The sequence below is a fragment of the Lysinibacillus sp. 2017 genome (assembly GCF_003073375.1).
Taxonomy (GTDB): Bacteria; Bacillota; Bacilli; order Bacillales_A; family Planococcaceae; genus Solibacillus.
Genome location: NZ_CP029002.1, coordinates 135,421 through 160,895, shown reverse-complemented (window position 1 = coordinate 160,895; position 25,475 = coordinate 135,421). Strand labels below are relative to the sequence as shown.

General features: G+C 38.0%; 23 protein-coding genes and 1 pseudogene. 4 read left to right on the top strand and 20 right to left on the bottom strand.

The genetic code is table 11. The features are described 5' to 3' along the window. Positions 1–53: 53 nt before the first annotated feature. Positions 54–2,141, bottom strand: coding sequence for a methyl-accepting chemotaxis protein (locus DCE79_RS00750; protein WP_108711257.1), 2,088 nt, complete (start codon positions 2,139–2,141; stop codon positions 54–56). A gap of 295 nt (positions 2,142–2,436) precedes the next feature. Between DCE79_RS00750 and DCE79_RS00745 the strand changes: the two genes are divergently transcribed. Next, positions 2,437–3,090: a hypothetical protein gene (locus DCE79_RS00745; protein WP_108711256.1), complete on the top strand. Its 654-nt coding sequence runs from the start codon at positions 2,437–2,439 to the stop codon at positions 3,088–3,090. Between the two features lie 148 nt (positions 3,091–3,238). Here DCE79_RS00745 and DCE79_RS00740 read toward each other — a convergent pair. From DCE79_RS00740 to DCE79_RS00710, 7 genes and pseudogenes are all read right to left on the bottom strand, one after another. Continuing rightward, a pseudogene (locus DCE79_RS00740) lies at positions 3,239–3,358 on the bottom strand (phosphoenolpyruvate hydrolase family protein); the annotation flags it as partial. Between the two features lie 72 nt (positions 3,359–3,430). Beyond that, positions 3,431–4,156, bottom strand: a complete 726-nt coding sequence (locus DCE79_RS00735; protein ID WP_108711255.1) for a Fic family protein — start codon at positions 4,154–4,156, stop codon at positions 3,431–3,433. Between the two features lie 88 nt (positions 4,157–4,244). Further along, complete coding sequence (locus DCE79_RS00730; protein ID WP_108711254.1) at positions 4,245–6,620, bottom strand: TOTE conflict system archaeo-eukaryotic primase domain-containing protein; 2,376 nt, start codon at positions 6,618–6,620, stop codon at positions 4,245–4,247. A gap of 285 nt (positions 6,621–6,905) precedes the next feature. Beyond that, entirely contained in the window at positions 6,906–7,268 is a 363-nt protein-coding gene (locus DCE79_RS00725; RefSeq protein ID WP_108711253.1) for a YxeA family protein, read from the bottom strand. A gap of 15 nt (positions 7,269–7,283) precedes the next feature. Continuing rightward, on the bottom strand, positions 7,284–9,140 hold the full coding sequence (locus DCE79_RS00720; RefSeq protein WP_108711252.1) for an ABC transporter permease: 1,857 nt from the start codon (positions 9,138–9,140) through the stop codon (positions 7,284–7,286). Next, the gene (locus DCE79_RS00715) at positions 9,127–9,894 is read right to left on the bottom strand and encodes an ABC transporter ATP-binding protein (protein ID WP_108711251.1); all 768 of its coding nucleotides are present in this window, start codon (positions 9,892–9,894) and stop codon (positions 9,127–9,129) included. The genes DCE79_RS00720 and DCE79_RS00715 overlap by 14 nt, the downstream gene beginning before the upstream one ends. Positions 9,895–10,356: 462 nt before the next feature. Continuing rightward, positions 10,357–11,685 carry an FAD-dependent oxidoreductase gene (locus DCE79_RS00710; RefSeq protein WP_108711250.1) on the bottom strand — a complete coding sequence of 443 codons (1,329 nt, stop codon included), beginning with the start codon at positions 11,683–11,685 and terminating at the stop codon, positions 10,357–10,359. Between the two features lie 172 nt (positions 11,686–11,857). Between DCE79_RS00710 and DCE79_RS00705 the strand changes: the two genes are divergently transcribed. Together DCE79_RS00705 and DCE79_RS00700 are read left to right on the top strand one after the other, a co-directional pair. Further along, positions 11,858–12,793 (top strand): Gfo/Idh/MocA family protein, encoded by a 936-nt coding sequence (locus DCE79_RS00705; protein ID WP_108711249.1) that lies wholly within the window; start codon positions 11,858–11,860, stop codon positions 12,791–12,793. A 45-nt stretch (positions 12,794–12,838) separates the two neighbouring features. After that, the gene (locus DCE79_RS00700) at positions 12,839–14,440 is read left to right on the top strand and encodes a gamma-glutamyltransferase family protein (RefSeq protein ID WP_108711248.1); all 1,602 of its coding nucleotides are present in this window, start codon (positions 12,839–12,841) and stop codon (positions 14,438–14,440) included. A gap of 205 nt (positions 14,441–14,645) precedes the next feature. Here DCE79_RS00700 and DCE79_RS00695 read toward each other — a convergent pair whose 3' ends face one another. Beyond that, positions 14,646–14,957, bottom strand: coding sequence for a DUF6509 family protein (locus tag DCE79_RS00695; RefSeq protein WP_108711247.1), 312 nt, complete (start codon positions 14,955–14,957; stop codon positions 14,646–14,648). 123 nt (positions 14,958–15,080) lie between these two features. Between DCE79_RS00695 and DCE79_RS00690 the strand changes: the two genes are divergently transcribed. Further along, on the top strand, positions 15,081–16,256 hold the full coding sequence (locus tag DCE79_RS00690) for an alanyl-tRNA editing protein (protein WP_108711246.1): 1,176 nt from the start codon (positions 15,081–15,083) through the stop codon (positions 16,254–16,256). A gap of 65 nt (positions 16,257–16,321) precedes the next feature. On the opposite strand, the gene DCE79_RS00685 is transcribed toward DCE79_RS00690, so the two are convergent. The 11 genes from DCE79_RS00685 to DCE79_RS00635 form a co-directional block, all read right to left on the bottom strand. Further along, positions 16,322–18,319, bottom strand: a complete 1,998-nt coding sequence (locus DCE79_RS00685; protein WP_108711245.1) for a methyl-accepting chemotaxis protein — start codon at positions 18,317–18,319, stop codon at positions 16,322–16,324. A 178-nt stretch (positions 18,320–18,497) separates the two neighbouring features. Next, positions 18,498–19,313 carry a metallophosphoesterase gene (locus DCE79_RS00680; RefSeq protein ID WP_108711244.1) on the bottom strand — a complete coding sequence of 272 codons (816 nt, stop codon included), beginning with the start codon at positions 19,311–19,313 and terminating at the stop codon, positions 18,498–18,500. Positions 19,314–19,345: 32 nt separating this feature from the next. Beyond that, the gene (locus tag DCE79_RS00675) at positions 19,346–20,035 is read right to left on the bottom strand and encodes a glucose-6-phosphate isomerase (protein WP_108711243.1); all 690 of its coding nucleotides are present in this window, start codon (positions 20,033–20,035) and stop codon (positions 19,346–19,348) included. After that, a complete protein-coding gene (locus tag DCE79_RS00670) occupies positions 20,032–20,745 on the bottom strand; it encodes a silver transporter (protein WP_108711242.1) in 714 nt (237 codons plus the stop codon). The genes DCE79_RS00675 and DCE79_RS00670 overlap by 4 nt, the downstream gene beginning before the upstream one ends. Continuing rightward, entirely contained in the window at positions 20,711–21,598 is an 888-nt protein-coding gene (locus DCE79_RS00665; RefSeq protein ID WP_108711241.1) for an ATP-binding cassette domain-containing protein, read from the bottom strand. The genes DCE79_RS00670 and DCE79_RS00665 overlap by 35 nt, the downstream gene beginning before the upstream one ends. A 3-nt stretch (positions 21,599–21,601) precedes the next feature. Then, the gene (locus DCE79_RS00660; RefSeq protein ID WP_108711240.1) at positions 21,602–21,973 is read right to left on the bottom strand and encodes a GntR family transcriptional regulator; all 372 of its coding nucleotides are present in this window, start codon (positions 21,971–21,973) and stop codon (positions 21,602–21,604) included. A gap of 485 nt (positions 21,974–22,458) precedes the next feature. Continuing rightward, positions 22,459–22,857: a Na+/H+ antiporter subunit G gene (locus tag DCE79_RS00655; RefSeq protein ID WP_108711239.1), complete on the bottom strand. Its 399-nt coding sequence runs from the start codon at positions 22,855–22,857 to the stop codon at positions 22,459–22,461. Next, positions 22,835–23,119 carry a Na(+)/H(+) antiporter subunit F1 gene (locus tag DCE79_RS00650; RefSeq protein ID WP_108711238.1) on the bottom strand — a complete coding sequence of 95 codons (285 nt, stop codon included), beginning with the start codon at positions 23,117–23,119 and terminating at the stop codon, positions 22,835–22,837. The genes DCE79_RS00655 and DCE79_RS00650 overlap by 23 nt, the downstream gene beginning before the upstream one ends. Next, entirely contained in the window at positions 23,116–23,598 is a 483-nt protein-coding gene (locus DCE79_RS00645; protein ID WP_108711237.1) for a Na+/H+ antiporter subunit E, read from the bottom strand. The genes DCE79_RS00650 and DCE79_RS00645 overlap by 4 nt, the downstream gene beginning before the upstream one ends. Before the next feature lie 60 nt (positions 23,599–23,658). Further along, positions 23,659–25,143 carry a Na+/H+ antiporter subunit D gene (locus DCE79_RS00640; RefSeq protein ID WP_108711236.1) on the bottom strand — a complete coding sequence of 495 codons (1,485 nt, stop codon included), beginning with the start codon at positions 25,141–25,143 and terminating at the stop codon, positions 23,659–23,661. After that, on the bottom strand, positions 25,136–25,474 hold the full coding sequence (locus DCE79_RS00635) for a Na(+)/H(+) antiporter subunit C (RefSeq protein WP_108711235.1): 339 nt from the start codon (positions 25,472–25,474) through the stop codon (positions 25,136–25,138). The genes DCE79_RS00640 and DCE79_RS00635 overlap by 8 nt, the downstream gene beginning before the upstream one ends. Position 25,475 lies beyond the last annotated feature (1 nt).

The window sequence follows — 25,475 nt, the reverse complement described above, 5'->3', positions numbered from 1 at the left end:
ATAACAACTTCTTAGGTGGTATATTTTTTAAATCCTATTAGTTAATTTGAAGATTACAACTTAAATTTTGTAACTAATCGTTGTAGGGATTCAGCCATTTCAGATAAGGCGTTCGCAGAAGAGGATACCTCTTCCATAACCGCTAGTTGCTCTTCAGATGAAGTGGCAATTTCTTCGGTTGCTTCGCTCGCTTGTCTAGCCATTGCTAAAAGCTGTTGCATTGCTGCAGCCACTTGCTCGGATTGAGCAGAGAACTGTGTCGCAGTAGATGAAATTTCCTCCATTTGAGGATTTAGCATCTGCATACTGTCTAAAATATGACCAAATTTATAAGCCGTTTCTTCCGTTACTTTTATACCTATTTCTACATTATCTGTTACATGACCCATCATTTGTACAGAGTGCGTTGTATCTGTTTGAATCGAATGGATGAGTTCAGCTATTTGCGTAGCAGAATCACGAGATTGTTCCGCCAATTTACGGACTTCATCTGCTACCACGGCAAATCCCTTTCCGTGTTCACCTGCACGAGCCGCTTCGATGGCAGCATTTAGCGCAAGTAAGTTTGTTTGATCCGCAATACCTGTAATGACATTTACAATAGAATCAATTTCTGCTGACTGTTTGTTTAATTCATTCACTTTTTGACTTGATTCAAGCACAGTCTGTTTAATTATTTCCATTTGATTAAATGCTTTTTCAACGGTTGTGTTCCCGTCCTTTGCATAGCCTGTTGTTTCATTTGTTAATGCAGAAATACGCACACTATTTTCAGCAATTCGTTCAATACCAACGACCATTTCATTCATGGCCTGTGTACTTTCCGTTAAACTTACTACTTGTACATCTGTATCTTTCGCCATTTGGTTGACCGCCGTGGTTGCATGCTCAACAGATGCTGTCGCTTCTTCTGCACTCGCATTTAACTCTTCACTCGAAGCCGCAACATGTTCAGCACTTGTTGAAATTTGTTGAACAAGCTCATTTAGCTGTACGGTCATTTTGTTAAATGCCGTTTCAACGTTTTTCATCTCGTCATTTGTATGTAAGGCGACCTTCACTCCTAAATTGCCATTTGCAACCTCAGTTGTTCCTTCTTCTAATAATTTTATCGTTTGTCGAATCGCTAAAAATAAGCTAACAAAAAGAAGAAGTGCCACGATAAAGATTACAGAAATTACGATGAAAATAATAATCTTCTTCTGTTGTAAGTCATCGAACTGTTGCTGTAGCGTAGATGCCACTGTCTCAAGACTTGTTGTATAAAACTCAAAGTTATCATTGATTGACGTTGTCGCTAAATCGTAAAACTCTGTCGCCGAAGATTTACCCTTTCCTAAATCATGGATAGCTGTTAAATAGATATCTGAGCTTTCTAGTAAGACTGTATAGGGTGTTTGTAAAGAAGACGCTATACCTGCATCATTGAATGAAATTGCCATTGTTTGCTTCAAGTTCTGAATCTCTTCTTGCACGGGGAAATAGATGGCATTCATTTCTTCTAATTGTGCTTTCCTAACAGCACCACTATTAATAATACTCACGCCTAATGCGCGCATTTGTCCAAATTGCTCTGTTAAATTTGGTAACTCAATCGATGCATTATAAATCAAATTAAAGTTTTCTTTTGAATCTGATAATAATAGTTCAGAGTTATTCGCCACATCTGACATTAAACTCAAAATATCCGATGTTAAAGCGGCATATTGCGAAAGAATATCTTTTGAATTCTTCCATTTTGTTTGCTGCAAGTCAGTCCATTTTGTTTGAATAGCTTCTAGGTTTTCTTTCGTTTCAAAGTCATACTTCATCTCAGGTTCTAATGTTTGAATTTTTTCAAATGCCTGATCGACTTTCTCTACTGTTTCCTCTAACGTCCCTTTAACAGATTCGTCACCTGTTAATAACGTAACATTTAACCCTCGTGTTTGCTGCGCATATTGCAAGACATCTTTTAATGCTAAGTTATATTCGGCGCCTTCCACACGTTTCTCAATCTGATTCGTTTCATCTCGCATCGTACCTAGGTAAGATAAACTAACCCAAAATAAAGGGACCAATAATATAAACCCAATAATCAAAAATTTTTGAGAATACTTCATCTTATTTAATAGACGAATAATAGGTGAAAAAATTTTCATAAGTACCTCCTAAAATCATTTCTATATAAAATATAGAATTACTCTTGAAATACTATATTAAAACGCACTATATATCTAATCTTTTGAACTACTTATTTAATCTTTGTTGGACTTTAGAATTATTTATACTACAATCATCAGTCTCAATTAGTAATATTTGGATTGAATTTCACTATTTTTATCAATTTCAATACATCCAATTTTTAGATATACGAATAAATTCTATAAGATTTAAATATATATAATTGTTTGCGTATAAAAAAATACGGTTTCGTAATGAAAGGGGTAGAAATGATTGAACAAAATTACTTGCTGTTTTATTTTAGCGGTGAGCATTCTTTTAATAGGTTGTAGCGACGACACATCCTATAAAAAACCTGTTTCAAATACTACTAATGCACCTTCTATCAATGCTGAGGGAAAAAGTTCAACTGGCACTTCCACATCTGTTTTGAACAATTATGAAAATGACTATGGGGAATTTGAGGTATTTTATTCAAGGGACAAACTCGATTTAAAAGAAACGTATGAAGATTTCGGGTTAAACGTCTCTTCTGTCGAGTATGGGGCTTTTTTAGTTTCAGATGCATATGATTACTATCCAGATCTTGAAAATAATGAAGGGAAAATTGGCTATGTGAAAATACATATAGCTATGGAACTTCCCGCAACTTTGGACCCTGCACTATTCTTTTATCCTAGCCAAACTGTGCTAACAATTGCTCCAGATATTCCTCCCATTGCTACGGATAATAATTTTGCTGACGAGGTGGCTGTGAACTTAGGAGAAGTAGCAACAGATGAAGGTTATCTTTTCTATCTCTTAGCGCCAAATGAAGTTAAAAAACTCGATGAAGTAAAATCGTTCACCTTATCAACCTTTGCTCCTTTCACTTCAAGGAATATGGAGCTGAAGGAAGGCTTTAGCTTTACTGTTACGTTGGATTAAACGAATTGCCTTTTCTAGTTCTAAAGAAGTTTTTAACTGAACTTATTTCTCCCAATTTAAATTTCCATAAGCTTAAAAATATAAAAAATTCACCCTAGCGACATAATAATGGCTAGGGTGAACATGTATTTTTATTCTAATTTCCTCATTATTTCTGGATGGCTTTAAATGCCGCAGACTGTGCTTCAATTCCTCGTTCCGCAGCAAAACGCTCGATACTAGAAGCCCCAAAGAAACCATCGATTTCAGGGACGCGACTAATTACATACTGCCATCCGCTACGCCAATGATATGGCCGTTTGTATGTATTTGCGCATTTAGCCATGGATAAATGCGTTTTTTATATTGCACTTAAATATAAATCTAGAGAAGCCTCTACTTCTTTCGCTACAAGCTCTACAAAATCGTCATAGTCTTTCGTTGTATGTGCTTTATCTAATGCGTTGTAATAGGCTAAGCGATTTTCTACACGAATAATAATTGATGGGTACCCAGATTTCATTAACTCTAAGTTCAATAATAATCTTGAAGTACGACCGTTTCCATCAATAAAAGGATGAATGCTAACAAAAATAGCATGTAGCATCACACTACGAACAATCGGATGTAAGCACTGTGCTTCCCCGTCATACCAACTCATTAACGAATCCATATGTTCCTGAATCTTAAATGGTGGTGGCGGTGTATGAACAGCACCTGAAATAAACACTTGCTGGTCTCGATACACACCTGCATAGTTATCATCAATCCCTTTTAATATGAGACGATGTAAATTTTTAATTTGCCAATCGGAAAAAGACTCTTCTTTATGAACAATATCTTCAACATATGAAATAGCATCTCGGTGATTGATGACCTCTAAATGCTCTCGCATCGTTTTCCCGCCTACTGTTATGCCTTCAAGTACAACTTTTGTTTCATTGATCGTTAAGGTATTGCCTTCAATTGCATTTGAGTTGTACGTCCATTCTAAAAATAACTTTTCTCGTAGACTTTGGACTGTATATTTTGGAAGTGGACGTTTTGCATCTAACTGCTGCTTTTTTATATCAATTTGTTCAAGCACCGTTTCATCTCCTTTATAGATGAAGGTTTATCACTTATCATATTATATGTTAATTTTATCTTGTCTATAGAACGTTTGTAATTTAGAGTTAAAATAATTTTATTTGCTCTGTACTTGATAAGTTACTATTTTTTTCACCAACCACTTTATACCCCATCGACTGATATGCCTTTAATCTCTTATCAAACATCTTTTGAAGCATGGGTACGTTTTGATCAATGTAATCATATACTTTCACTACCGATTTATTATCATGTGCTCGATGTAACCTTCCGACATACTGTTGCAGCGTTCCTTTCCATGATAAGGGCATTACTAAAAATAATGTATCTAATCTAGCATTATCAAAGCCTTCGCCTATATATTTACCTGTTGCAATAATAAGTTGTTCCTCATTCATATTTGGGTTTTGCAGTGCATCTAATTTCTCTAGCTGTTCCTTAGATTTCATACCGCCAGTTAGCACGATAATATTTTTTACAAAATTTTTAAACATCGTTTCTAAAATTTTCACATGTTCTAATCTTTCAGTCAAAATCAACGGAGCAGCTCCCTCGTTTAAAGCTTTTAAAACATCATCAAAAATCAAATAATTTCTTGCAGAATCATGCACTATTTCTTTATAAATTTCTTGGATTTGCTTCGTATCATTTGGCATGGAACACTTAAAATTCGTATAACGAGGATGTAAAATTTGTTCAAATAAATGTTGCTTTGCATTGGACTTAGCTGTGACCTTATAACGAATTGGACCTAATTGCATCATCATAATTGGATGTAAGCCGTCTTTTCTCATTGGTGTAGCGGTTAAACCACAAACATATTTAGCTTCTACTTTTTTCATTACTTTCTCAAAGCTTACTGCCGAAATATGATGACATTCATCTACAATAATCTGACCATACTTTGTCAGGTCATCTTTTATTTCCCCGCGATAATTTAAACTTTGAATGGTAACTATATCAATAGTAAATGTCTGTTTATTTTTCCCTCCGCCAATCTGTCCGATCAATGTTCCTTTATCTATAAAAGTATTAAGACGTTCTTTCCACTGCTCCATTAATTGCTTTCGATGAACAACAATTAACGTATTTACTTTTCTTTGCGCTATCAGGGCTGCAGCAATCACTGTTTTACCAAAACCGGTAGCAGCCGATAAAATCCCGATTGGATAATCTAAAAGCTTTTCTACCGCTATTTGTTGCTCTGATGTTAAAACCCCTTTAAAATTAGCTGTTATTGCTTTACCTATTTGTGTTTGGTCATCAAATAAAGGCTCAATTCCTTTATTTTCTATTACCTTTATTAACGCTTCCTTACATCCGCGAGGGATAATAATAAAGTCCGCTGTTTCTTCGTGACAATTTATATTTTTAGGAATTCCATGTGTACTTAAACGTTTAGCCTGTGCTTTGAAAAATTCTGGATTCTTTAATGAAGATAATTTTAAAAGCTCATGCATTATGTGTGAAGGAATTTCATGTTTATTTAAATGGAGTCCATTTTTTTCTATTATCTTCAGAGTTAATGGGAGCTTTTCTACAGGATTATTTTCCTTGTTTTCTATTTGTATAATCTGCTTCTGCTGAGAAGGTACTCTTACTATTTTTTTCACACTACTTAAATCTAATTTACGAACTTCCTGTAGGTAACCCCATTGATCTTCATACGGATTAAAATCTTCATCTATAAATACACTATTTCCTTGCATACGAGGTCCTCGTTGTAAAGGAAGTGCGATTAAATTTCCGAAGCCTCCCTTTGGTAAAGTATCCTGATTCGGAAAGAGCCGATCATAAGAATCCATTCCAAGTTCATATCGATTAGATAGCGTTTCTGATAACAAAAAATTTCCTAATTGACGAGCTACCTTTGCTGAAACAGGTTCACTAAAAAAGATCCACACATGCCCCCCATTGCCAGACCTCGAACGCTCGATACTAACAGGGATATTCATTCTTTGGCACGTTTCTACGAATGCTTGTATATCTTTTTGCCAATCTCTCTTATCAAAATCTACCGCTAAAAACCAGCATGTCTCATCCTTTAACAAAGGGTATAGACCGATAGTGACCTCACCTGCAAGATGTCGATAAATCACTTCATCCGTAAGAGGCATGAGCTGTCTCACCTGACATTGCGAACATTTTATAGTTGGTTTTTGACACAACGGTGGCTGCCACTCCAATGCACAGGCAGGTGTATAGCCAGATTTGAGATTCTTTGATTGCCACCGAACAGCATAGACATCATCTCTCCCTCGAAATAAACTTTTGAAAATCTGCACTCTTTTTCGAAGAATTGTTTCTTTTGTTTGTTCATTTATATTAATTGGCTTAACCGATACTAATGTTTCGTTTGCTTTAAACTGTTGCCGCTTAAGTAGTTGCTTTAAATATAAATTTTCTTGTTGTAACCTTCTGATTTCTAACAAAGCTTGATGAAGTTGCTGCTCTATATTCATCACCTTACACCTTTCTGAAATTTATATTCCGATTTATCTAATCTTTATCTTAATTTACCATATCTATACAACTAATAGCATACGCTTCAGGAGATTGGATGAGTTCGATTTCCTTTTTGTTATAAAAAAACAGCCTAACTTAGTATGTTAGACTGTCTAAACTCTCTTTATTATAAACCGCACTTACTTATGATACAGTCCTCCGTAACAAATCCCAATACGCAAATTCATTCGAACGTTCTCTATGACTTTCAATTTCTCCATCTATTCTAGTAGTTATATTACCTACTCTCGAAACTTATCTTTCACCTTAGTTGGCAGCTCATCAAACTGAACTTCATCATAAGAACTTACTTCGTTCCCTTCCTTTACATAGAGTTTTAAATACGCATCATGGCGCAAGTTTTTTTGCGCAGAGAATTTCACGTCGACATCTTCCCCCTCTTCATCATACGCTGTTTGTGTGTACCAGTAAGTGTAGTTAACTACGCCGTTACTTGTCACGTAACGTTCTTCGTCACCATCTGCTGTAATTTGAACATATAAGTTGTCTTTTCCTAAGCGATTAAAGTCCATTGTTGCAAGTACTGCTAATGCGCCAATCACTAACACGATTAAAATTCCACACATGATAAATATTTTCTTCATTCTTTTTCCCCTGCATTATATTTTTTGACGAATCGTTTTATTGAAATAAGAGACAGTTAGTACATAGTAAATCGCGTAAATGAGTGAATACACAACAATCCAAATCACAACAGGCACGACAATATCTAAACTTAGCAGCATTGAGAATGCCTTTAATGCGAACATACTGTGTACAATCCCGACAATTAACGGAATCCCGAAGATTAAGCCGACTTGGGCACGGATTGTTTTCTTCATCTCTTTGTTGTTTACGCCCACTTTATATAAAATTTCATACTTGCTGCGATCTTCTTCAGCTTCGGTGATCATTTTGAAGTAAATGATACTACCCATTGCCATTAAAAATACTAATCCCAAGAAGCTACCAGCGAACAATAGCGCACCAAATGATTGCACACTTGCATGATACGTTTCTGGATAACTAGAGAAGCTTGAATTTTCGTCAAGTTGCGATTCGATTTGTTTTGAAACAGCAAGTTGATTTTTTTCATCTTCCATTTCAACAAGCTGATACACTTGTTGCTCGCCTTCTAGCTTTTCAAAAACTTCATCCGCTACAACAACGGTTACGAACATGGCTGGTGTATTAAAAATGGCATCCGATGTAAAGTCTTTCACCATGTACTTCTCTTCACCGACTAACATTTCTTCACCCGTGTACGCCCGAGAAAAACGCTCATCATAATACGCATCGATGACGTACACATTATTTCCCGATAACGATAGGACTTCTTTCCCCTGCAATGAAGCTATATTATTATATTGAGATAATGTTACAAATGAATAATTATACTCGTTTTTGAATATAGTTAGATCTTCATTTTTAACCATCAAAGACTCGTTGTATATTATTGCATCAGACTGTATATCTATAGCATTTCCTTGCCACATCAACGTATTTGGTGCATATTTTTGTGTATCTTTTCCAATATTGTAATAAAGACCAAACACAGCTCCACCTGCAGTAATTGTCGTTGCACTCAAAATGGCAATTAATGTTAAAGTTTTCGCATTTCCACGGATACGGTATAGCATTTGTGAAACGGTCATTAAATTGAGGCCGCGCCATGCCCAGCGTTCGTTATTTTTTAATTTCGATAAAACGAATACCGTTACGCTATGGAATAATAAATAAGTACCTACCACAACAAGCAGCACAATAATCAGTGGCGTTGTTAAAATCCCAAGCGCCATCCAGGCTTTTGACGTAATAATATCTTGTGCAGCTAAATAATAGCCGGCTCCGATGAATAATACGCCGAGTAGCGCTGTAATGAATTTGGCCTTTGGTAAATCCTCGCCTTTTTTCTCGGCATGAAATAAATCAATTAACTTAAATTTATAAATCACATAATAGCCTTGCAGCGATGTGAATAAGAAAATCACGATAAACACAAGTAATGTTTGGCGAACCGCTGCGCCAGATAATGTAAAGCTCGAAACTAGTTCAAGTCCCATTAGTTTGATTAAAATTGCAAGCAATCCTTTTGAAGCAAAGAATCCTAAAATAATTCCGACTACTAATGAAAACAAGCCAATCATCATATTTTCAAAAAAGAGTAGAAAACCGATTTGTTTTTTACGTACACCGAGTAATGAATAGAGGCCCATTTCTTTTTTACGTTTTTTCATGAAAAATGAATTTGAATAAGCGATGAAGATGGCGACAAAAATAATGAGCATGACCGACGAAATATTCATTAACGTACTAACTAATGTCGAGCTGCTCGCTTCAGTAAACATCTCATCACTAAATTTCAGTGTGACGAACGTAAAGTAAATGAGGATACTAAACACCATTGATCCGATATAAAGCGAATAGCTTTTCATGTTACGACGAATATTTTTTACGGCTAAATCAAATAACGTCATGCATATCACCGTCCATTACTGCTAGCTCCTCTAAAATAAATTGAAAAAACTGCTTTCTAGTTTTCATACCTCGGAATAATTCCTTATACGTAATACCATCTTTGATTAACAAAATACGTTGGCAAAAGCTTGCGGCATACGCGTCATGTGTGACCATCATAATAGTAGATTGTTGTTTTTCATTTAAGACACTTAAGCTTTCCAGTAAATCTGTAGCTGACTTTGAGTCGAGGGCTCCAGTCGGCTCATCAGCGAAAATCATTTTTGGCTCTGTAACGAGCGCTCTTGATGCGGCGGTACGTTGTTTTTGCCCCCCTGAAATTTGATATGGATATTTATTCAGTAACTCGTGAATGCCAAATTGGGATGCAATTTTTTCAACACGTGTTTTAATATCAGCTGGCTTCACTTTTGCAATGGCAAGTGGAAGCACGATATTTTCGCGAACAGTTAGTGAATCTAGTAGGTTATAGTCTTGGAAGATGAAACCTAAGTGATCACGACGGAAATCAGCAAGCTGCTCTTCTTTCATCTTCGCGATATTCGCCTGATCGATGATGATATCACCTGACGTAGCGGTATCGATTGTTGCTAATACGTTCAGTAACGTCGATTTCCCAGCACCCGAAGGCCCCATGACGCCAACGAATTCCCCTTTTTCAATTTCAAATGATATATTTTTTAATGCTTCAAATGTTGTAGCACCTTTGCCGTACACTTTTGAAACGTCTTTCACTTGTAATATTGTACTCATTTTAAACACCTCGTTTTGTTGTTACTCTTACTATACCGAGTGAACCTTACAGCAAACTTCTGTGTACCTTACATAAACCTTAAGTTTTAAGCCCTTTTGTTATACATGTCATATTTTTGTTATCAAAACTTCATCTCATGACAGCGTAATTTCGAAAAAAACCGCTCCAAACATTGACTTAACAACATTTAGAGCGGTTTTCATTAGTTTACATATGCATTACACTTTCATTAAAACGGCAATTTCATCAAATTTTTGCGCTATAGTAATAGCAAGTTCAAATGAATATTTACTTTTACTCATTATTCCACCTAGTAGAAAGTCTAAGCTACTAGAATGCGTGAACGAAAAATACTCTTCTATTTTTGAACCATTTGACTAAACACCTCTTTCATAAACACAAGCAAAAGTGCCATCTGATTCTTAATTAATCAGATGGCACTTTTGTCGTTTTTCTATTATTTACTTTTGGCCGTAACGTTTTGGTGCTTGCATAATTGCATCCCATACACCACTAAATGGCGGTGCATACGCTAAATCTAAGTCGAGTAAGCTTTCAAATGTCATATGGTTATAAAGTGCCGTCGCAAAAACATCTATTCGTTTATCTACACCATTCGTTCCAACCGCTTGCATGCCTAACAGCTTACGACTACTTTGCTCCACAAGTATACGAATTTTCATCGGACTTACATTTGGATAATAGCTTGCAATATCATTTACTTCCATCACATGCGCCTCAACGACTGTGTTTAGCTTATCCGCTGCAGCATTGTTTAACCCCGTCAGCCCAATTTGTAAGTCAAAGAATTTCAAAATGGACGTGCCGACAATACCCTGGAATTTGTGATCAAAGCCGGCAATATTGAGACCTGCAATGCGCCCTTGCTTATTGGCTGTTGAACCAAGTGGCAAGTAGTCAATTTCTTTTTTCACACGGTGATAATGCGATGCACAATCTCCCGCTGCATACACATGTTCAATAGAAGTTTGCATTTTTTCATTGACGATTAAAGCGCCGTTTTCAAGTTTTGCAAAGCCTTCCGCAAATTGCGTATTCGGACGTACACCTGTTGCGACAATTACAAGATCTGTGTCATACATACCGCGCTTTGTTCGCACGCCTTCTACAAAATCCGTGCCTTCAAAACCTAAAATTTCTTCATCTAATAATACTTCCACGCCGTGTTTCACTGCCTCATCATAAACAAGCTGTGCTAGCTCAGGATCAAGTGGTGCCAGGAGTTGTTTTGCACGCTGAATAATACGTACATTGATTCCTCGATCTCGAAGCGTTTCGGCAACCTCAAGCCCAATATAACCTGCACCAATGACCGTTGCATGCTTTGCGTTCGGTAATTCCTGCACAAGTGCATCCATTTCAGGAATGGACTTCACATGATGAATCCCTTTTAATTGTCTATTTTCCACAAGTGGCATCGTTGGAGAAGCACCCGTAGCAATTAGTAATTTATCATATAAAAATTCAAAGGGCTCCTTGCTAATAACATCTATGCCACTTACCTTTTGTATCTTTGTATCAATATGCATTACTTTATGAAAAATGCGCGCATCAATACCATATTTCGAACGGAATTCCTCCACATCACGTGCGATTAATTCGTTCGCATTTGGCACCTTGCCGTTAATAACATACGGCAAACCACATTGCCCATATGAGTAAATATCTCCTTTTTCTAAAACAAGAATTTGGGCAGCTTTGTTATTGCGTACGATTTCCATCGCCGCACTCATCCCCGCTGCATCGCCACCTATAATAATGACCTTCATCTCGAATCACTCCTTGTTAAATTATTCCCTTTTAACTAAAAAATACGCCTCAATTATAAATTTTACATACTATAACGACATATGCCTACTACAAGGTTCTCATTTTTTAGCTTTCCAAAATATGCTACACTAACTATCAGAATAATCTTAACTTTGAGGAGCTTTTATGACTATGACGAAAACATCGATTGGTATTATTGGCACGGGCGTTGTTGGTGAACGCATTATTAACCAAGCATTACAAAATGAACACTACGAAATTACGGCAATTTTTGATGAAAATAAAGAACGTATGAACCAGCTTGCGACAAAATATAGTATTCCCACAACAGACAATTTGCAAGACTTGTTAGCACGAAAGCCTGACTGGGTCTACATCGGCACACCACCTGTTAGTCATGCACCGCTTGCTGAAGAAATTGCGAAGCACGGCTTACCTATTTTATCGGAAAAACCACTCGCACATGACGCGGCAGATGGTGAAATGATGGTACAAGTCGCGAAGAATGCGAACGTCAAAACAGCCATGCATTTCCCACTTATGTACGGAGCTGCGGTGCATCAATTGAAGAAAGAATTAGCTGAGGACATGGGAGAAATTACACGTATTGAACTGCATACCTACATCCCAGAATGGCCACGCAAATGGCAGCAAAATCCGTGGATTGCCTCACGCGAGCAAGGCGGCTTCATTCGTGAAATTTTCCCGCATTATTTACAGCTGACACATCACTTATTTGGGGACATCAAAATTATTGCGCACGAAACAACGTATCCTGAAAATACGGTACTTTGTGAAACAGGGATATCAGCTTTAGCGAAAACTATGAGCGGTATTCCCATGGTCATTAATGGACTTGCTGGCATTGGCCAAGAAGAACGCATTGATTATAAAATTTTTGGTACGAACAAGGTATTAACACTACGTAACTGGTCACAAGTTTATACGAGCAAGGCCTATGAAGCAGAACTAGAAATTATACAGACAGAAAACCCAGAAACAATGCTTGAAGCTTGTCGCAAAGCGCTTCAAGGTGAAGAAGCATTCGTTGTAACATTTGAAGAAGGTTTAAAAGTTCAGCGTTGGGTGGATGAATTACTAAAATAATGATAGACATTTATTTTGATAGACAAACAAAGGGGGATTTTTCATATGGATCTTTTACATTATCCGTTTCCAAGTAAGCGGAACACGGTGATTGCTAATCGTGGGATGATCGCAACATCGCAACCACTTGCCGCACAGGCTGGTCTAGATATTTTGAAAAAAGGCGGAAATGCGGTGGATGCAGCAATTGCCACAGCAGCTGCGCTAACAGTTGTTGAACCTACATCGAATGGCATTGGCAGTGATGCCTTTGCACTTGTATGGATGAAAGACGAACTATATGGTTTAAACGCTTCAGGTCCGTCCGCTAAATCCATTTCTAAAGATGCCCTAACTGCAAGAGGTTTCGATCAAATCCCTATGCATGGTGTCATTCCAGTAACAGTTCCTGGAGCTCCTTCTGCCTGGGCCGCATTGTCGAAACGTTTCGGGAAATTACCATTAGCAGATGTACTAGCACCGGCGATTTCTTATGCAGAAGAAGGCTATCCGATTTCCGTGACACTCGGACAAAATTGGAAAAATGCCTATAAAAAGTATAAGAAAACCTTCACAACAGAGGAGTTCCAGAGCTGGTTTGATACCTTTTCAATCGAAGGTCGGATGCCAGAAATCGGTGAAGTTTGGAGCTCTCCTGGACATGCCGATACATTACGGAAGATCGCGGATACTACCGGCGATGCATTTTATAAAGGCGAACTTGCTGACAAAATTGATGCCTTCATGAAAAAATATGACGGCTATATTACAAAAGAGGACCTAGCAAGCTATGAGCCACAATGGGTTGACCCAATTAAAGTGAATTACAAAGGCTATGATGTATGGGAAATTCCACCGAACGGACAAGGCATTGTTGCACAAATGGCATTAAATATTTTCCAGCATGGCGAATCGAAATGGCAGGACGCGGATACGCTACATCAACAAATTGAAGCGATGAAGCTTGCTTATACAGATGGCAAGGCATTTGTAACCGAGCAGGCGCAAATGCCAGTCGATGTCGCTACACTTTTATCATCTAAATATGGTGAATCTCGATTCGCAGAAATTGGAGACACCGCGCTCGATCCAAAGCCCTTTGATATTCCTAAAGGAGGAACGGTGTATTTAGCAACGGCGGATTCGGACGGGAATATGGTGTCATATATTCAAAGTAACTACATGGGCTTCGGTTCAGGTATCGTTATTCCAGAGACCGGCATTTCTCTACAAAACCGTGGCTATGATTTTTCACTCGATGAAAGTCACCCGAACTTCTTACAACCTGGAAAGCGCACATATCACACAATTATTCCAGGCTTCCTAACTAAGGATGGGCAGGCAGTTGGTCCATTTGGTGTGATGGGTGGCTATATGCAACCACAAGGGCATTTCCAAGTGGTAACGAGTACGGTCGATTTCCACTTAAATCCGCAAGCCGCACTCGATATGCCGAGGTGGCAATGGATGGGTGAAAAACGCATTGAAGTCGAGCCGCATTTTCCGAATTATTTAGTGCAAGCCCTTCAGCGTAAAGGCCATGACATTCATGTGGCTGTAGACGGCGGCATTTTCGGACGTGGTCAAATTATTTGGCGTGATCAAAAAACGGGCGTATTGTATGGCGGTACAGAGCCTAGAACAGACGGTACAATCGCTGCGTGGTAAATAAATGAATAAACGGCTTATTAATTCTTCCATAGATTAATAAGCCGTTTTTAAGTTAGAAAATTCCTTCAAAAAACAATTTGTTACAAACCTTTTTTCTCCAGGATTTCCCCTTCTTTATTTGTCCAAATATAAAGACGAATAAAATTTTTAATAAATAAAAAAATGGACAATGCTCAAAAATTTTGAGGCACTGTCCTTATTTTCACTCTGCAGATGGTTCTGTTTGTGAATCTGCGAATAATTGTCCTTTGCAAAATGCTAAAATTGTCGCTTCTTCGTCTTCTTCTAAAGCAAAGTCTAAATACTCATTCGTCGCTTTATCTAAAATGAAATAATTCATGATGCGTACGTTTTCTTCGATGACACCGACAATCGCACGGATTTCTAAACCAGCTTCTGAATAAAGCTCGTCCTCTTCATCGACTTCTACATCTAGTAAAAACTCATAGCGTTTACCTTCAATAATATTAGTTGGATCTAATAACTCTTCAATTGAAAATTGCGTAATGTTCATTTTCATAACTCCCTTCAGGAAATCTATCTACTTTATCATAAACTAAAAATCGCGAGCGTCAAATGAAATCACAGTGACAGCATTGGCTTCCTATGCCAAACTGTAATTAAGGAGGGATGGATTTTGAAAAATTTACTTTACTATCAGGATGCAATGAAACAAGAATTTACAGCAAATGTGTTGAAAACGGGTGTAGAAGATGGTCGTTCTTACATCGTTCTCGACAACACCGCCTTCTATCCAACTGGCGGCGGTCAACCACATGATACCGGTTGGATTAATGAAATTGAAATTATTGATGTTGAAAAAATAGACGAGGGAATTCGACATTATACACATGCCGATGTGTCGATTATTTCTGGGGAAATTACAGGTAAATTAAACTGGGCACGTCGCTTTGATCATATGCAGCAACATACTGGGCAACATATTTTGACAGCGGCATTTGTTGAATTATACGATATTCCGACAACAAGCTTCCATTTAGGTGAGGGACTTGTGACGATTGATTTAAATGTAACAGCAATTACGGAAGAACAACTAGAAGCTGTTGAAAATCGTGTGAATGCTATTATTTTAGAAAACCGTCCGATTGAGACAAAATGGGTAACAAAAGAGGAACTTTCTCAGTACAACTTACGAAAAGACGTGAAAGTTGATGAAGATATTCGCCTAGTCATTATTCCGGATTACGACTACAACGGCTGCGGCGGGACACACCCAACAGCCACAGGACAAGTCGGCATGCTTAAAATTTTAGCGACGGAAAAAATGAAACAGCAAATCCGCATCCATTTTGTATGTGGGAATCGTGTACGTACTCAACTTGCGATGCGCAAACAAGTGTTAACAGATGTTGCTCGCCAATTAAGTGCTCCAGAGGAAAATGCAGCCGAAGCCTTACGTAAATTTGTACAAGCTACGAAAGTAACCGAAAAGAACTTAACAGAAGCTCAGGATGCTTTACTTGAATACGAAGCAAAAGATTTAGCAAAACAGCAAATAGCTGCCGCTCATTTTGAAAATCGCTCCATCCAGCAGCTTCAAAAGTTAGCGCGTTTTATTACACTGGAAAACCCGAATGCCGTAGCACTTTTAGTAGCGGAGAATCTAGACAAAATTCAATTTGTTGCAGCTCGTGGTAGCGAGCAAACGCGTTCTATGAAAGATATTTCAGCAGCCGCTCTCCCGCTTATTAATGGTAAAGGCGGCGGAAATGATGCGCTCGTTCAAGGTGGCGGAGAGAAAGTAACAACACCTGAAGCACTACTAGATGTAATGAAAGCTGTATTACGATAATAAAAAAGGAGACATGCGTATAGGCACGCATGTCTCCTTTTAGTTTTCACTTTTACTTCAGCATTTTATAATTTAAACTGTTGAATCGATACTTGTAATTCTCTCGCCATTTCTGATAATTGCACGGCTTGATTGGCCATTTCATCCACGGTTTGAAGTTGACCTTCTGCTGAATGATTTACTTCTTTTACATGAACGGCTGCTGATGTAATCGACGCAGACATTTCTTCCATCGAGGCCGAAATTTCTTCTGTGTTGGCACTCATTTCTTGTGCCGAACCGCTTAATTGCTCGATTTCTGTTGCAATTTGTGTAACGGCATCAACAATTTCACCGAAGCGCTCTTCCAACTGATGAATCGACTGTAAACCAAGCGTTACATTTTCTTCACCAGATTCTGCCGCATGCACGGCTTCTTCCGTATATTGTTGTACATTTGAAATTAACGCATTAATTTGAGCAGCTGAATGGGCCGTTTGCTCTGAAAGTTTACGAACTTCCCCCGCTACAACCGCAAAGCCCTGACCCGCTTCACCTGCACGCGCCGCTTCGATTGACGCATTCAGTGCGAGTAAGTTAGTTTGATCTGAAATATCTGTAATCATTTTTGAAATTAGCCCAATTTCAATTGATTCTTCTTTTAGCTTATGAATGACCTTTAATTCAAGCTCTGTACCCGTTTGAATCGAATTCATTTGGGCAATCGAATGACGAACCGCATTATAGCCATCACGAACTTTTGTTTCAATAAAGTCTGTGTGCTGTACAACGGTACTTGCCACTTCTGCTACTTGTTGAATGCCCATTGCCATTTGCCCCATTGTTTGGGCACCTTCTTCTGCTGCATGAGCTTGTGCATCTGAGCCACGCTCTACTTCTTCAATGGATTGCGAAATGACTTTTGCATTGTCTGTCACTTTTTGTACGTCACCCATTAATTCGCAAGATGCTTCGCTTACATTTTCTGAGCTTGTTTGCACTTTTGTAATCATCGCACGCATATTATCGACCACTTTCGATAAGGAGCGCGATAAGACACCGAGCTCATCATGACGTTTTTGATGACGCTCATGCGGTTTATGCGTGAAATCACCTTGCGCGATAAATTCACTGATTTTTACAACCTCACGAATCGGACGGCTTAAGCTGCGCGATAGGAAGATTGCTACCACAAATCCGATAAGTAACACACTAAATGTTGAAATAATGAGTACGATGCGCATCGTCATTAAACTAATGAACATTTCGCTTTCCTTCGCCATCACACCCATTGTCCAACCATTATCTAATGTATAGTAGCCTAAGAAACGATTTTTTCCATCAGAGTGCTTAAATTCATAGAAGCCCTTTTCATTTGCGATGATTTCTTCAATAGCCGTGGCTTCACCTGTACTTTTGCCAGACTCCTGTGCTTCTACAATGAAATTCTTTTGTTCTTTAATGTAACTTGCATCTGGATGTGCTTGCATCGTGCCATCTTTATTTACTAAAAAGGCATATCCTGTTTCACCAACAACGATATCCTCTAATATGGATGATACGAAGTAACCATCCATACGTGCTAATAACAATGCTTTTTCACCAGTTGTTGTAGTAATTGGCGTTGCTATCATGACAACGGGTTCATTGGTAACACGGCTAATGATCGTATCCGAGATCGATGTTTTCCCTTCGAATGCTTCTTGAATGTAGGAACGGTCCCCTAACTCTGCCGTCGAGCCATCTAAATAATGCGCGACACCTTTTTCATCCACGATACCGAAGTCTAAATAGTCTTCACTTTTCGCTAGGCGTTTTTTTAAATAAGCAACTTGCTTACCGAAATTCATATTTTGAATGACTTCCTGCTCAGCAATTCCCTCTATTTCACTATTCGTACGTTCAAAAAATTCTCCTATGTACTTCGAAACATCTTCTGCTTTTGACTGTAAGTTATCACGAATTTGAATTTCCAATGAATTGTAGCTATTGTAATAACTCGAAACTCCTAATATTGCACATGTCAACGTCAAAAGTACTATAATTGATGCTGTTAACTTTGCACCAATCCCTCTGTTTTTCATCCGGTTCCCTCCAAAATAAATAATAAATCACTTTTATCAATTTCTAGTTCTTTATTATTATTTTATTGCCTTTAAATACCTATGTTTCTCATCATATAGAATTATCAATAAGAAGTAAATATGAATTGGGAAATATTAGTAACGACAAAAAAACGCCACATAAATGACGTTTCTTCTGTTATTTGCTATTTAATTCTACTACTATAACTTCTGGTAAATTGAAAATACGAAATGGGAATAGACTATTTCCTAATCCACGACTAATAATCATTTTTGAATCATTTTTATTAAAAATCCCTGCACTGTATTTTGGTAGCAATCCTTGCGTTGGCGCAACAAGCCCACCGATTAATGGTAATCTTATTTGCCCACCATGTGCATGACCCGTAAACACTAAATCCATCTCTTTGTCGACATAGGTTTCAAATTGTTCAGGACGATGGGATAACAATACGGTAAACAAATTCTCATCTACATTTTGCATTGCTTCATCGATCGATACATCTACAGCCTTTCCCATTAACGGATCCTCGATACCAAGAATGGCGATGCGTTCCCCGTCACGCTCTACCACCATTGCATCATTTGATAACACGTGCACCCCAAGTTCACGTAGCGTAGCATAAATTTCATTCACCTTATTTAGCGCCACTTCGTGATTCCCGAGCACGTAATAAACATCCGCAATTTCGACAAACTGCTCTACAGCTTGCAAGCTATTTTGTAAATCGTAGCGCCGACTATCAACTAAATCACCCGTTAAAAAAATAACATCTGGTTTTGACTTGCGCACTTTTTCTACTAAATGCGCCTGATTTCCACCGAACGTTGCATCATGTAAATCACTAATTTGGACAATCCGATAACCATCAAAACTCGAAGGAATTTTTTCGGATTCATGTACAAGCTCTGTCGTTACTAACCAATGATTATTCACATATAAAAACACATAAACGACTGCTACAAAAATAGTAAACTTCAATAACTTCTTCAAAGGATTCGCTCAATTCATCTTTGATTCGTGCGCTACTCAATCCACCCACTATTATCAATGATATTGAAGTGTCTTGGAACATTCAAGTGTAAAATGCGAAGGCCAATTATTTCTTCGAACGGATTGTACGTATCTTCATAGACAGTCATCGAATCATACAACTCCAATGAAAAGTGCATCGTTTTCGCGGAAATTTCTTTTTCTACCTCTTGGATATAAAAGTTATTATCCTCAAATTTAATTTCAGGTGGATTGATAAGCTTCGAGATATTAGCGCGATTTATAAAAATTGGTGTTTGATAATAGGAAGCTTCGATGTCATTTGTATCGGAATCATTCCATGTCACGACCACGCGCAGATGATAGCTATTATCTGCTCGGACAATTTCAATATTTTCTTCTGTTGCTTCAAAGGTTTTCGTAAATTGTAAATACTCCGGCTTCAAGTTATCGACATTTTTATATTTGATATCTTGCGAAAGCTTTTGGTTTTCCTCAATATAAACTTGAAGCTCATCATCCGCTGCTATACGTTCATATTGACTCGATAGGATGAACAGCGCGACGAATGCAATGATTCCACATGTAAAATAAATATTGGCGAACCAAAACGTACGCTTCGGTTTCCAAATGCGAAACTTTGCTAGTAGCTTTCCTAGTCCTAAAATAATTATCACTACTAAAATAATGGGTAAAATAGTTATCAATGCAATACTACTCATAAACGAATCACCTCTTTTCGCTGATTGATCCATATAGCTACTGCCCATAAGAATAAAATATATAGCATCGTTCTCCCTATCACATTTAGCGCATCGTGACCAAATACATCTGTCCAAAAATCGTTTGTAAACTCACGAACAAATAAAGTACATCCGATAAATAGCACGACACAAGCTACCTTTGAAAAATCAAATAGAAGATGAAGGACATAACCAACCATCCCTGCTAGCAGCGTTCCTAATAAAAAGACAGCTATGGAAGTCCACGAAATTAGGGCGTTTGGAAGCATAAAGACTTCATTTGTAATCAGGATGTTAATACATAGAGAAATACATAATGTACTCATTGCAGAAATCACCACGAACACGCTTAATATGCATAGGACTAAAACCGTTGAGATCGTCTCTATCCGCTTTGTCGTAACAATTGAAAAGTTGTCATAGGATAGCTGCTTCGATGCGAAAATCCAGCCGATAATTAAGCATGCGAGAATACTAAAAATAAACAGTCCATCCAATGTATAAAATTCTTCTCGGTAATTCACAAATCCGCGCCCGTACCCCATCATTCCACTACCCCCGCTGGATAATAGCGAGATTAAAATATGCACAATCAATACCGTACCAAATGCAGAGCTATATGCCTTGCACTTCCATTTCACTTGTTCAACAATATTATGTGCCGGACTGACTTTCACGATAGATGTCATCAATTGTTCCCTCCTTGCTGCTTGTTAGTACTTTACAAACTTCACTTGCAGATAAACTTTGTGCACGCACATTGTCTGGTAATGACTGATTTGATACTTCCACAATCGCTTCAAATATCGGCCCATTTTCACGCTTGCTAAGCACGGTATAGTTTTCTAAATACGGCTCGACATTTCCCTTTTGTCCAACAAGCTTCACAGCCATTTGCTGCACGGCGTCTACAGAAGCAAAAAGTTCTATTTGCCCCTCATGAATAAGTAAAATATCCTCGATTAAATGCTCCATTTCATTTAAGTAATGACTCGAAATGATGATTAATCTTGGATGCGCTATATAATCTTTTAAAATGACGCGATACATATCATCGCGAATCGCCTCGTCCATTCCATTCATCGGTTCATCAAGTAATGTAATCGCACAGCGCGTTGCTAATCCGTACACTAAATTGAATACTGCCTTTTGACCCTTTGATAATAGGTAATGGTGGTTTTTATCGGAAATACCTGCATATTGTAGCAATTCAAATGCTAACTTTGTTTCAAAATGAGGATAAAAGTTTTGTGCTTCATTTAGGATTTCCTTTAACGTCAATACAGTCGGAAACGTCATCGAGTCTTCTATAAAAATTGAATTCGCGGCAACCGTTAAATTCTGAAATGGCTTTTGCCCAATTACCTCTACCTGGCCTTTTGAAGCTTTCACATGTCCTGCTAAAATTCTCAGTAGCGTCGATTTCCCAACGCCATTCCGTCCGATTAACCCTATAATTTTTGGCTCATCTATTTGAAAAGAAATATTCGAAAAAATAGCTGTTTTCCCGTAATTCTTTGCTAACTTATCACAGTGAATCAACGCTTACTCCTCCTTTTGAATATGCTGAATTAGTGCAATTAAATCTTCATCAGAAACGGCCAATCGCTTTGCTTCTTGCACAATTTCCTTCGCCATTTTTGTTAATGTTTCACTACGACGTATTGTTAATATTCGTTGCTTTGCATCACTTACAACAAACATCCCAAGTCCCCTTTTTTTATATAAGATTTCTTTTTCAACTAAAATCGTAAGACCCTTCCCAGCTGTTGCTGGATTAATATTAAAAATTTCGGCGAGCTGGTATTGTGAGTACACTTTGCTATCTGGTAATAGACGGTCAGCGATAATTTCATTTTCGAGCCATTCGGCGATTTGAATATAGATCGGCGTCGTACTTTGTGCAGTAAAATCCAATGATGGACCTCCTTTCCTTCTTTGTTAATTAAGTGCATTAGTGTTGTAATGTACTATATAAAAATTACGCTTTTTTGTCAATTAATTCAGAAAAATTATCCACAATCGCTACTTATCCACAAAGTTATCCACTTTTCATGGAGTTGTTCACAATTTAAGCAGGTTTTTTCAACAGATTATTAAATAGTTATCCACAATTCATTACCCTTTTTAATTTAAGTTTCTATTAATAGATGTGTGATTTGACGGGCTCCGCTTCTAAAGTCACAAAGATAAGCCATAAAATTCGGTATGACTTTTTTCTACATCTTAAATTAAAAAACGCCAATTAATGCAGAATCCATGACACCTTTTCCTATAAGGCGTCATTCGCGATTATAGCTAAACAAAAATTCATTCATCCACAAATATATCCACAGGTTATCCACTAAATATAGAAAAAGGCATTTTATAAGCTAGATTGCTTACAAAATGCCTTAATGGATTTATTTTGTTTGATCCGTTTCTACTTCGGACGATACGTGGAATTCTTCATCCCCAAACAATACAAGTTTCAGTGCGTCATCTCCAGAACCTTTTGCTAAAGGAACTCTTGAACGGTACGCCGCGCGACAGACTAAATGTCCTGCAACAGGAGCTGTGATGAATACGAAAATAATCCCTAAAATTAATCGAATACTAACATAGCCGTCATGAAACCAGAAATAAACGAATGCGCCGAATAAACATAACAATACAGAAAGTGTCGCACTTTTTGTCGCTGCATGTGAGCGTGTGTACACGTCAGGTAAGCGAATCATTCCGAAAGCACTGATCACACTTACAATGGATCCAAGTAAGATGAATAGTGCCGCCATTAACTCAATCAGTTGATTTCCGCTCAACGATGACACCTCTTTCAATATATTTCGAGAATGCGATTGTCCCAATAAACGCTAAAATCCCGATGATTAAAATTGCCTCTAAGTATGCTTTGGTTTTTAACACAATCGATACAATCGCAATCGCAGAAATTAAATTAACGCCAATCGTATCAAGTGCGATCGCACGGTCTGGTAGTGATGGCCCTTTAATAACCCGATAAAGGGATAACGCAATTGCAAACATAAACAACGTAAGGGACAACTTTAATATCATATCAATCATTGTGTCACCTCCAAAATGGCTTTTTCGAATTTATCAATTGAACGCAGTACCGTTTCCTTGGATTCTTCAATGTCCATTGCATGGATATAGAAAACACTGCCCTCTTCAGACACTTCCATTACGACTGAACCGGGTGTTAATGTTAATAACAAGGCCAGCGCTGTTATTTGCCAGTCCCCTTGTAAACGCGTTTCATACGTAAAAATACCGGGTGTAATATTTAGCTGTGGATCAAGTATTTGTTTTAAAACACTATAGCTCGATAATAATAGCTCTTTAATAAATAAAAGAATGAGCTTCAAAATTTTTACGACACGTCCCAAGTAAAATTGCATACCGAAAAATCGGTGCATCGCATATAAAATAAATAGACCGACCACAAATCCAGATAAAAATGTCGTAATATCTGCATTTGGGTCGTCATTTAATAGGACCCAAAGCGTGGCAATAAATAAATTTAAAATAAATTGTCCTAACATCGATTTTCCCTCCTATCCCGCAATAATCGGCAGTAGAACCTTGTCGATTGAAGGTTCACTTTATGGATCCGTCGTTAAAATCGCATCGATATAAACAGAAGGATTCATTAATGTATGTGCCGCATCATTGACGTATTTGGCAATGCCTTCTGCGCCAACACCTAATACCACAATACAAATCGCGAAGAGCACAAATGACACAAGCGCACTACGTGGAATTGGCTTTTTGTCTTCCTCACTAATCAATGTTTCACCAAAGAACGACGCAAGAAAGATTCGTAATAGCGAATACAACACAATAACGCTCGAGCCAAACCCTAACGCCAATAGCACATAAGACCCCGTTTCAATCGCACCTTGCCCGATTAATACTTTACCGATAAAACCACTAAGCGGAGGGATACCAACTAGCGCACACATCGTCAGGAAATATAGCCAACCAAACAACGGATAGTTTCGGATTAATCCACTCATATTTTTTACGACAATCTCACCCGTCAATAACACCATCGTTCCAATAATTAAAAAAAGTAGTGCTTTTGCGACCATGTCATGAATTAAATAATAAACAGCCCCTGCCATTGCTTCTTCTGTACCAATCGAGAGCCCTACTAATATGAAGCCAACACCGATAATAACGTTATATGAGGCAATCGAGCGTATATCCCGACCAGCTAAAGCGCCCATACAGCCCGCGATAATGGTTAAACCAGCCATTATTCCAATAATCGTATGTGTAACATCTGCTTGAAGTGGGAACATTAGTGTGAATGTACGGAACAACGCATAAATACCGACCTTCGTTAACAATGCAGCAAAAATTGCTTGTATGGCAGTTGGTGGCACACTATAGGAACCCGGAAGCCAGAAGAACAGCAGTAACCCTGCTTTTAAAGCAAATACAAGTAAGAAAATTAATGCCACGACCGTTAATAGTGGCTCTTGTCCCACTTCTGCAACACGCTGAGCGATATGCGCCATATTTAATGTTTTCACTGTGCCATATAAATAAGCGAGCGCTACTAAGAACATCCATGAGGCAACGACATTAATTAGCACATATTTTAATGATTCACGGAGTTGAACCTTCTCGCCACCAAGAGCAATCAGTGCATAAGAAGCAAGTAACATCACTTCAAAACAAACGAATAGATTAAATATATCCCCTGTTAAAAACGAGCCATTTACACCCGCGATTAAAAACATCACAAACGGATAAAAGAACATGCGCTCATGACGATGTCCAATTGTTGAAAAGGCATAGATTAGGCAAATCGCCGTCACGATGCTCGCCGTTAAAACAAGTAGTACTGCAAAAGAATCGGCTACAAATAAAATGCCAAACGGTGGCGCCCAACCACTAAAATCAAGGCGCATGATTCCATTGGTATAGACAAGATTTAGCAATACAGCCGATACGCCTGCGATAAATAGAAGTGTCAGTAAACTAATGATGCGTTGCAATTTAATTTGTTCTCGTAAAAATACTAATAAAATGCCTGTAATAATCGGCACAATTAATGGTAAAACAATAATATTATTCATCCGGTGAACCTCCAAGCTCTTGGAAATCATCCGATCCATTCATTAAATACATGCGATACGCTAATACTAATAAAAAGGCAGTTACAGCAAAGCTAATAACAATCGCTGTTAAAATAAGTGCCTGTGGTAATGCATCGGTATATGGTGCTGCCGCCTGCCCTAAAATTGGCACACTTCCTTTTTTCAGACCACCGACTGTTAAAAGTAGCAAGTGAACCGCATGAGATAAAATAGCAGTTCCCATAATGACACGAAGTACACTTCGAGAAAGGACTAAGTATGTAGCCACTGCGACAAGAATCCCGACTAGAACAATCATTAACGATTCCATA

Coding starts and splice junctions, on each gene's coding strand:
- DCE79_RS00675 (WP_108711243.1), bottom strand. CDS start 20,035: ATGAGTAGTATTGCATTGATAACTATTTTACCCATTATTTTAGTAGTG.
- DCE79_RS00750 (WP_108711257.1), bottom strand. CDS start 2,141: ATGAAAATTTTTTCACCTATTATTCGTCTATTAAATAAGATGAAGTAT.
- DCE79_RS00715 (WP_108711251.1), bottom strand. CDS start 9,894: ATGAGTACAATATTACAAGTGAAAGACGTTTCAAAAGTGTACGGCAAA.
- DCE79_RS00710 (WP_108711250.1), bottom strand. CDS start 11,685: ATGAAGGTCATTATTATAGGTGGCGATGCAGCGGGGATGAGTGCGGCG.
- DCE79_RS00700 (WP_108711248.1), top strand. CDS start 12,839: ATGGATCTTTTACATTATCCGTTTCCAAGTAAGCGGAACACGGTGATT.
- DCE79_RS00695 (WP_108711247.1), bottom strand. CDS start 14,957: ATGAACATTACGCAATTTTCAATTGAAGAGTTATTAGATCCAACTAAT.
- DCE79_RS00645 (WP_108711237.1), bottom strand. CDS start 23,598: ATGTTAGGACAATTTATTTTAAATTTATTTATTGCCACGCTTTGGGTC.
- DCE79_RS00685 (WP_108711245.1), bottom strand. CDS start 18,319: ATGAAAAACAGAGGGATTGGTGCAAAGTTAACAGCATCAATTATAGTA.
- DCE79_RS00705 (WP_108711249.1), top strand. CDS start 11,858: ATGACGAAAACATCGATTGGTATTATTGGCACGGGCGTTGTTGGTGAA.
- DCE79_RS00670 (WP_108711242.1), bottom strand. CDS start 20,745: ATGACATCTATCGTGAAAGTCAGTCCGGCACATAATATTGTTGAACAA.
- DCE79_RS00720 (WP_108711252.1), bottom strand. CDS start 9,140: ATGACGTTATTTGATTTAGCCGTAAAAAATATTCGTCGTAACATGAAA.
- DCE79_RS00650 (WP_108711238.1), bottom strand. CDS start 23,119: ATGATTGATATGATATTAAAGTTGTCCCTTACGTTGTTTATGTTTGCA.
- DCE79_RS00635 (WP_108711235.1), bottom strand. CDS start 25,474: ATGGAATCGTTAATGATTGTTCTAGTCGGGATTCTTGTCGCAGTGGCT.
- DCE79_RS00640 (WP_108711236.1), bottom strand. CDS start 25,143: ATGAATAATATTATTGTTTTACCATTAATTGTGCCGATTATTACAGGC.
- DCE79_RS00725 (WP_108711253.1), bottom strand. CDS start 7,268: ATGAAGAAAATATTTATCATGTGTGGAATTTTAATCGTGTTAGTGATT.
- DCE79_RS00730 (WP_108711254.1), bottom strand. CDS start 6,620: ATGAATATAGAGCAGCAACTTCATCAAGCTTTGTTAGAAATCAGAAGG.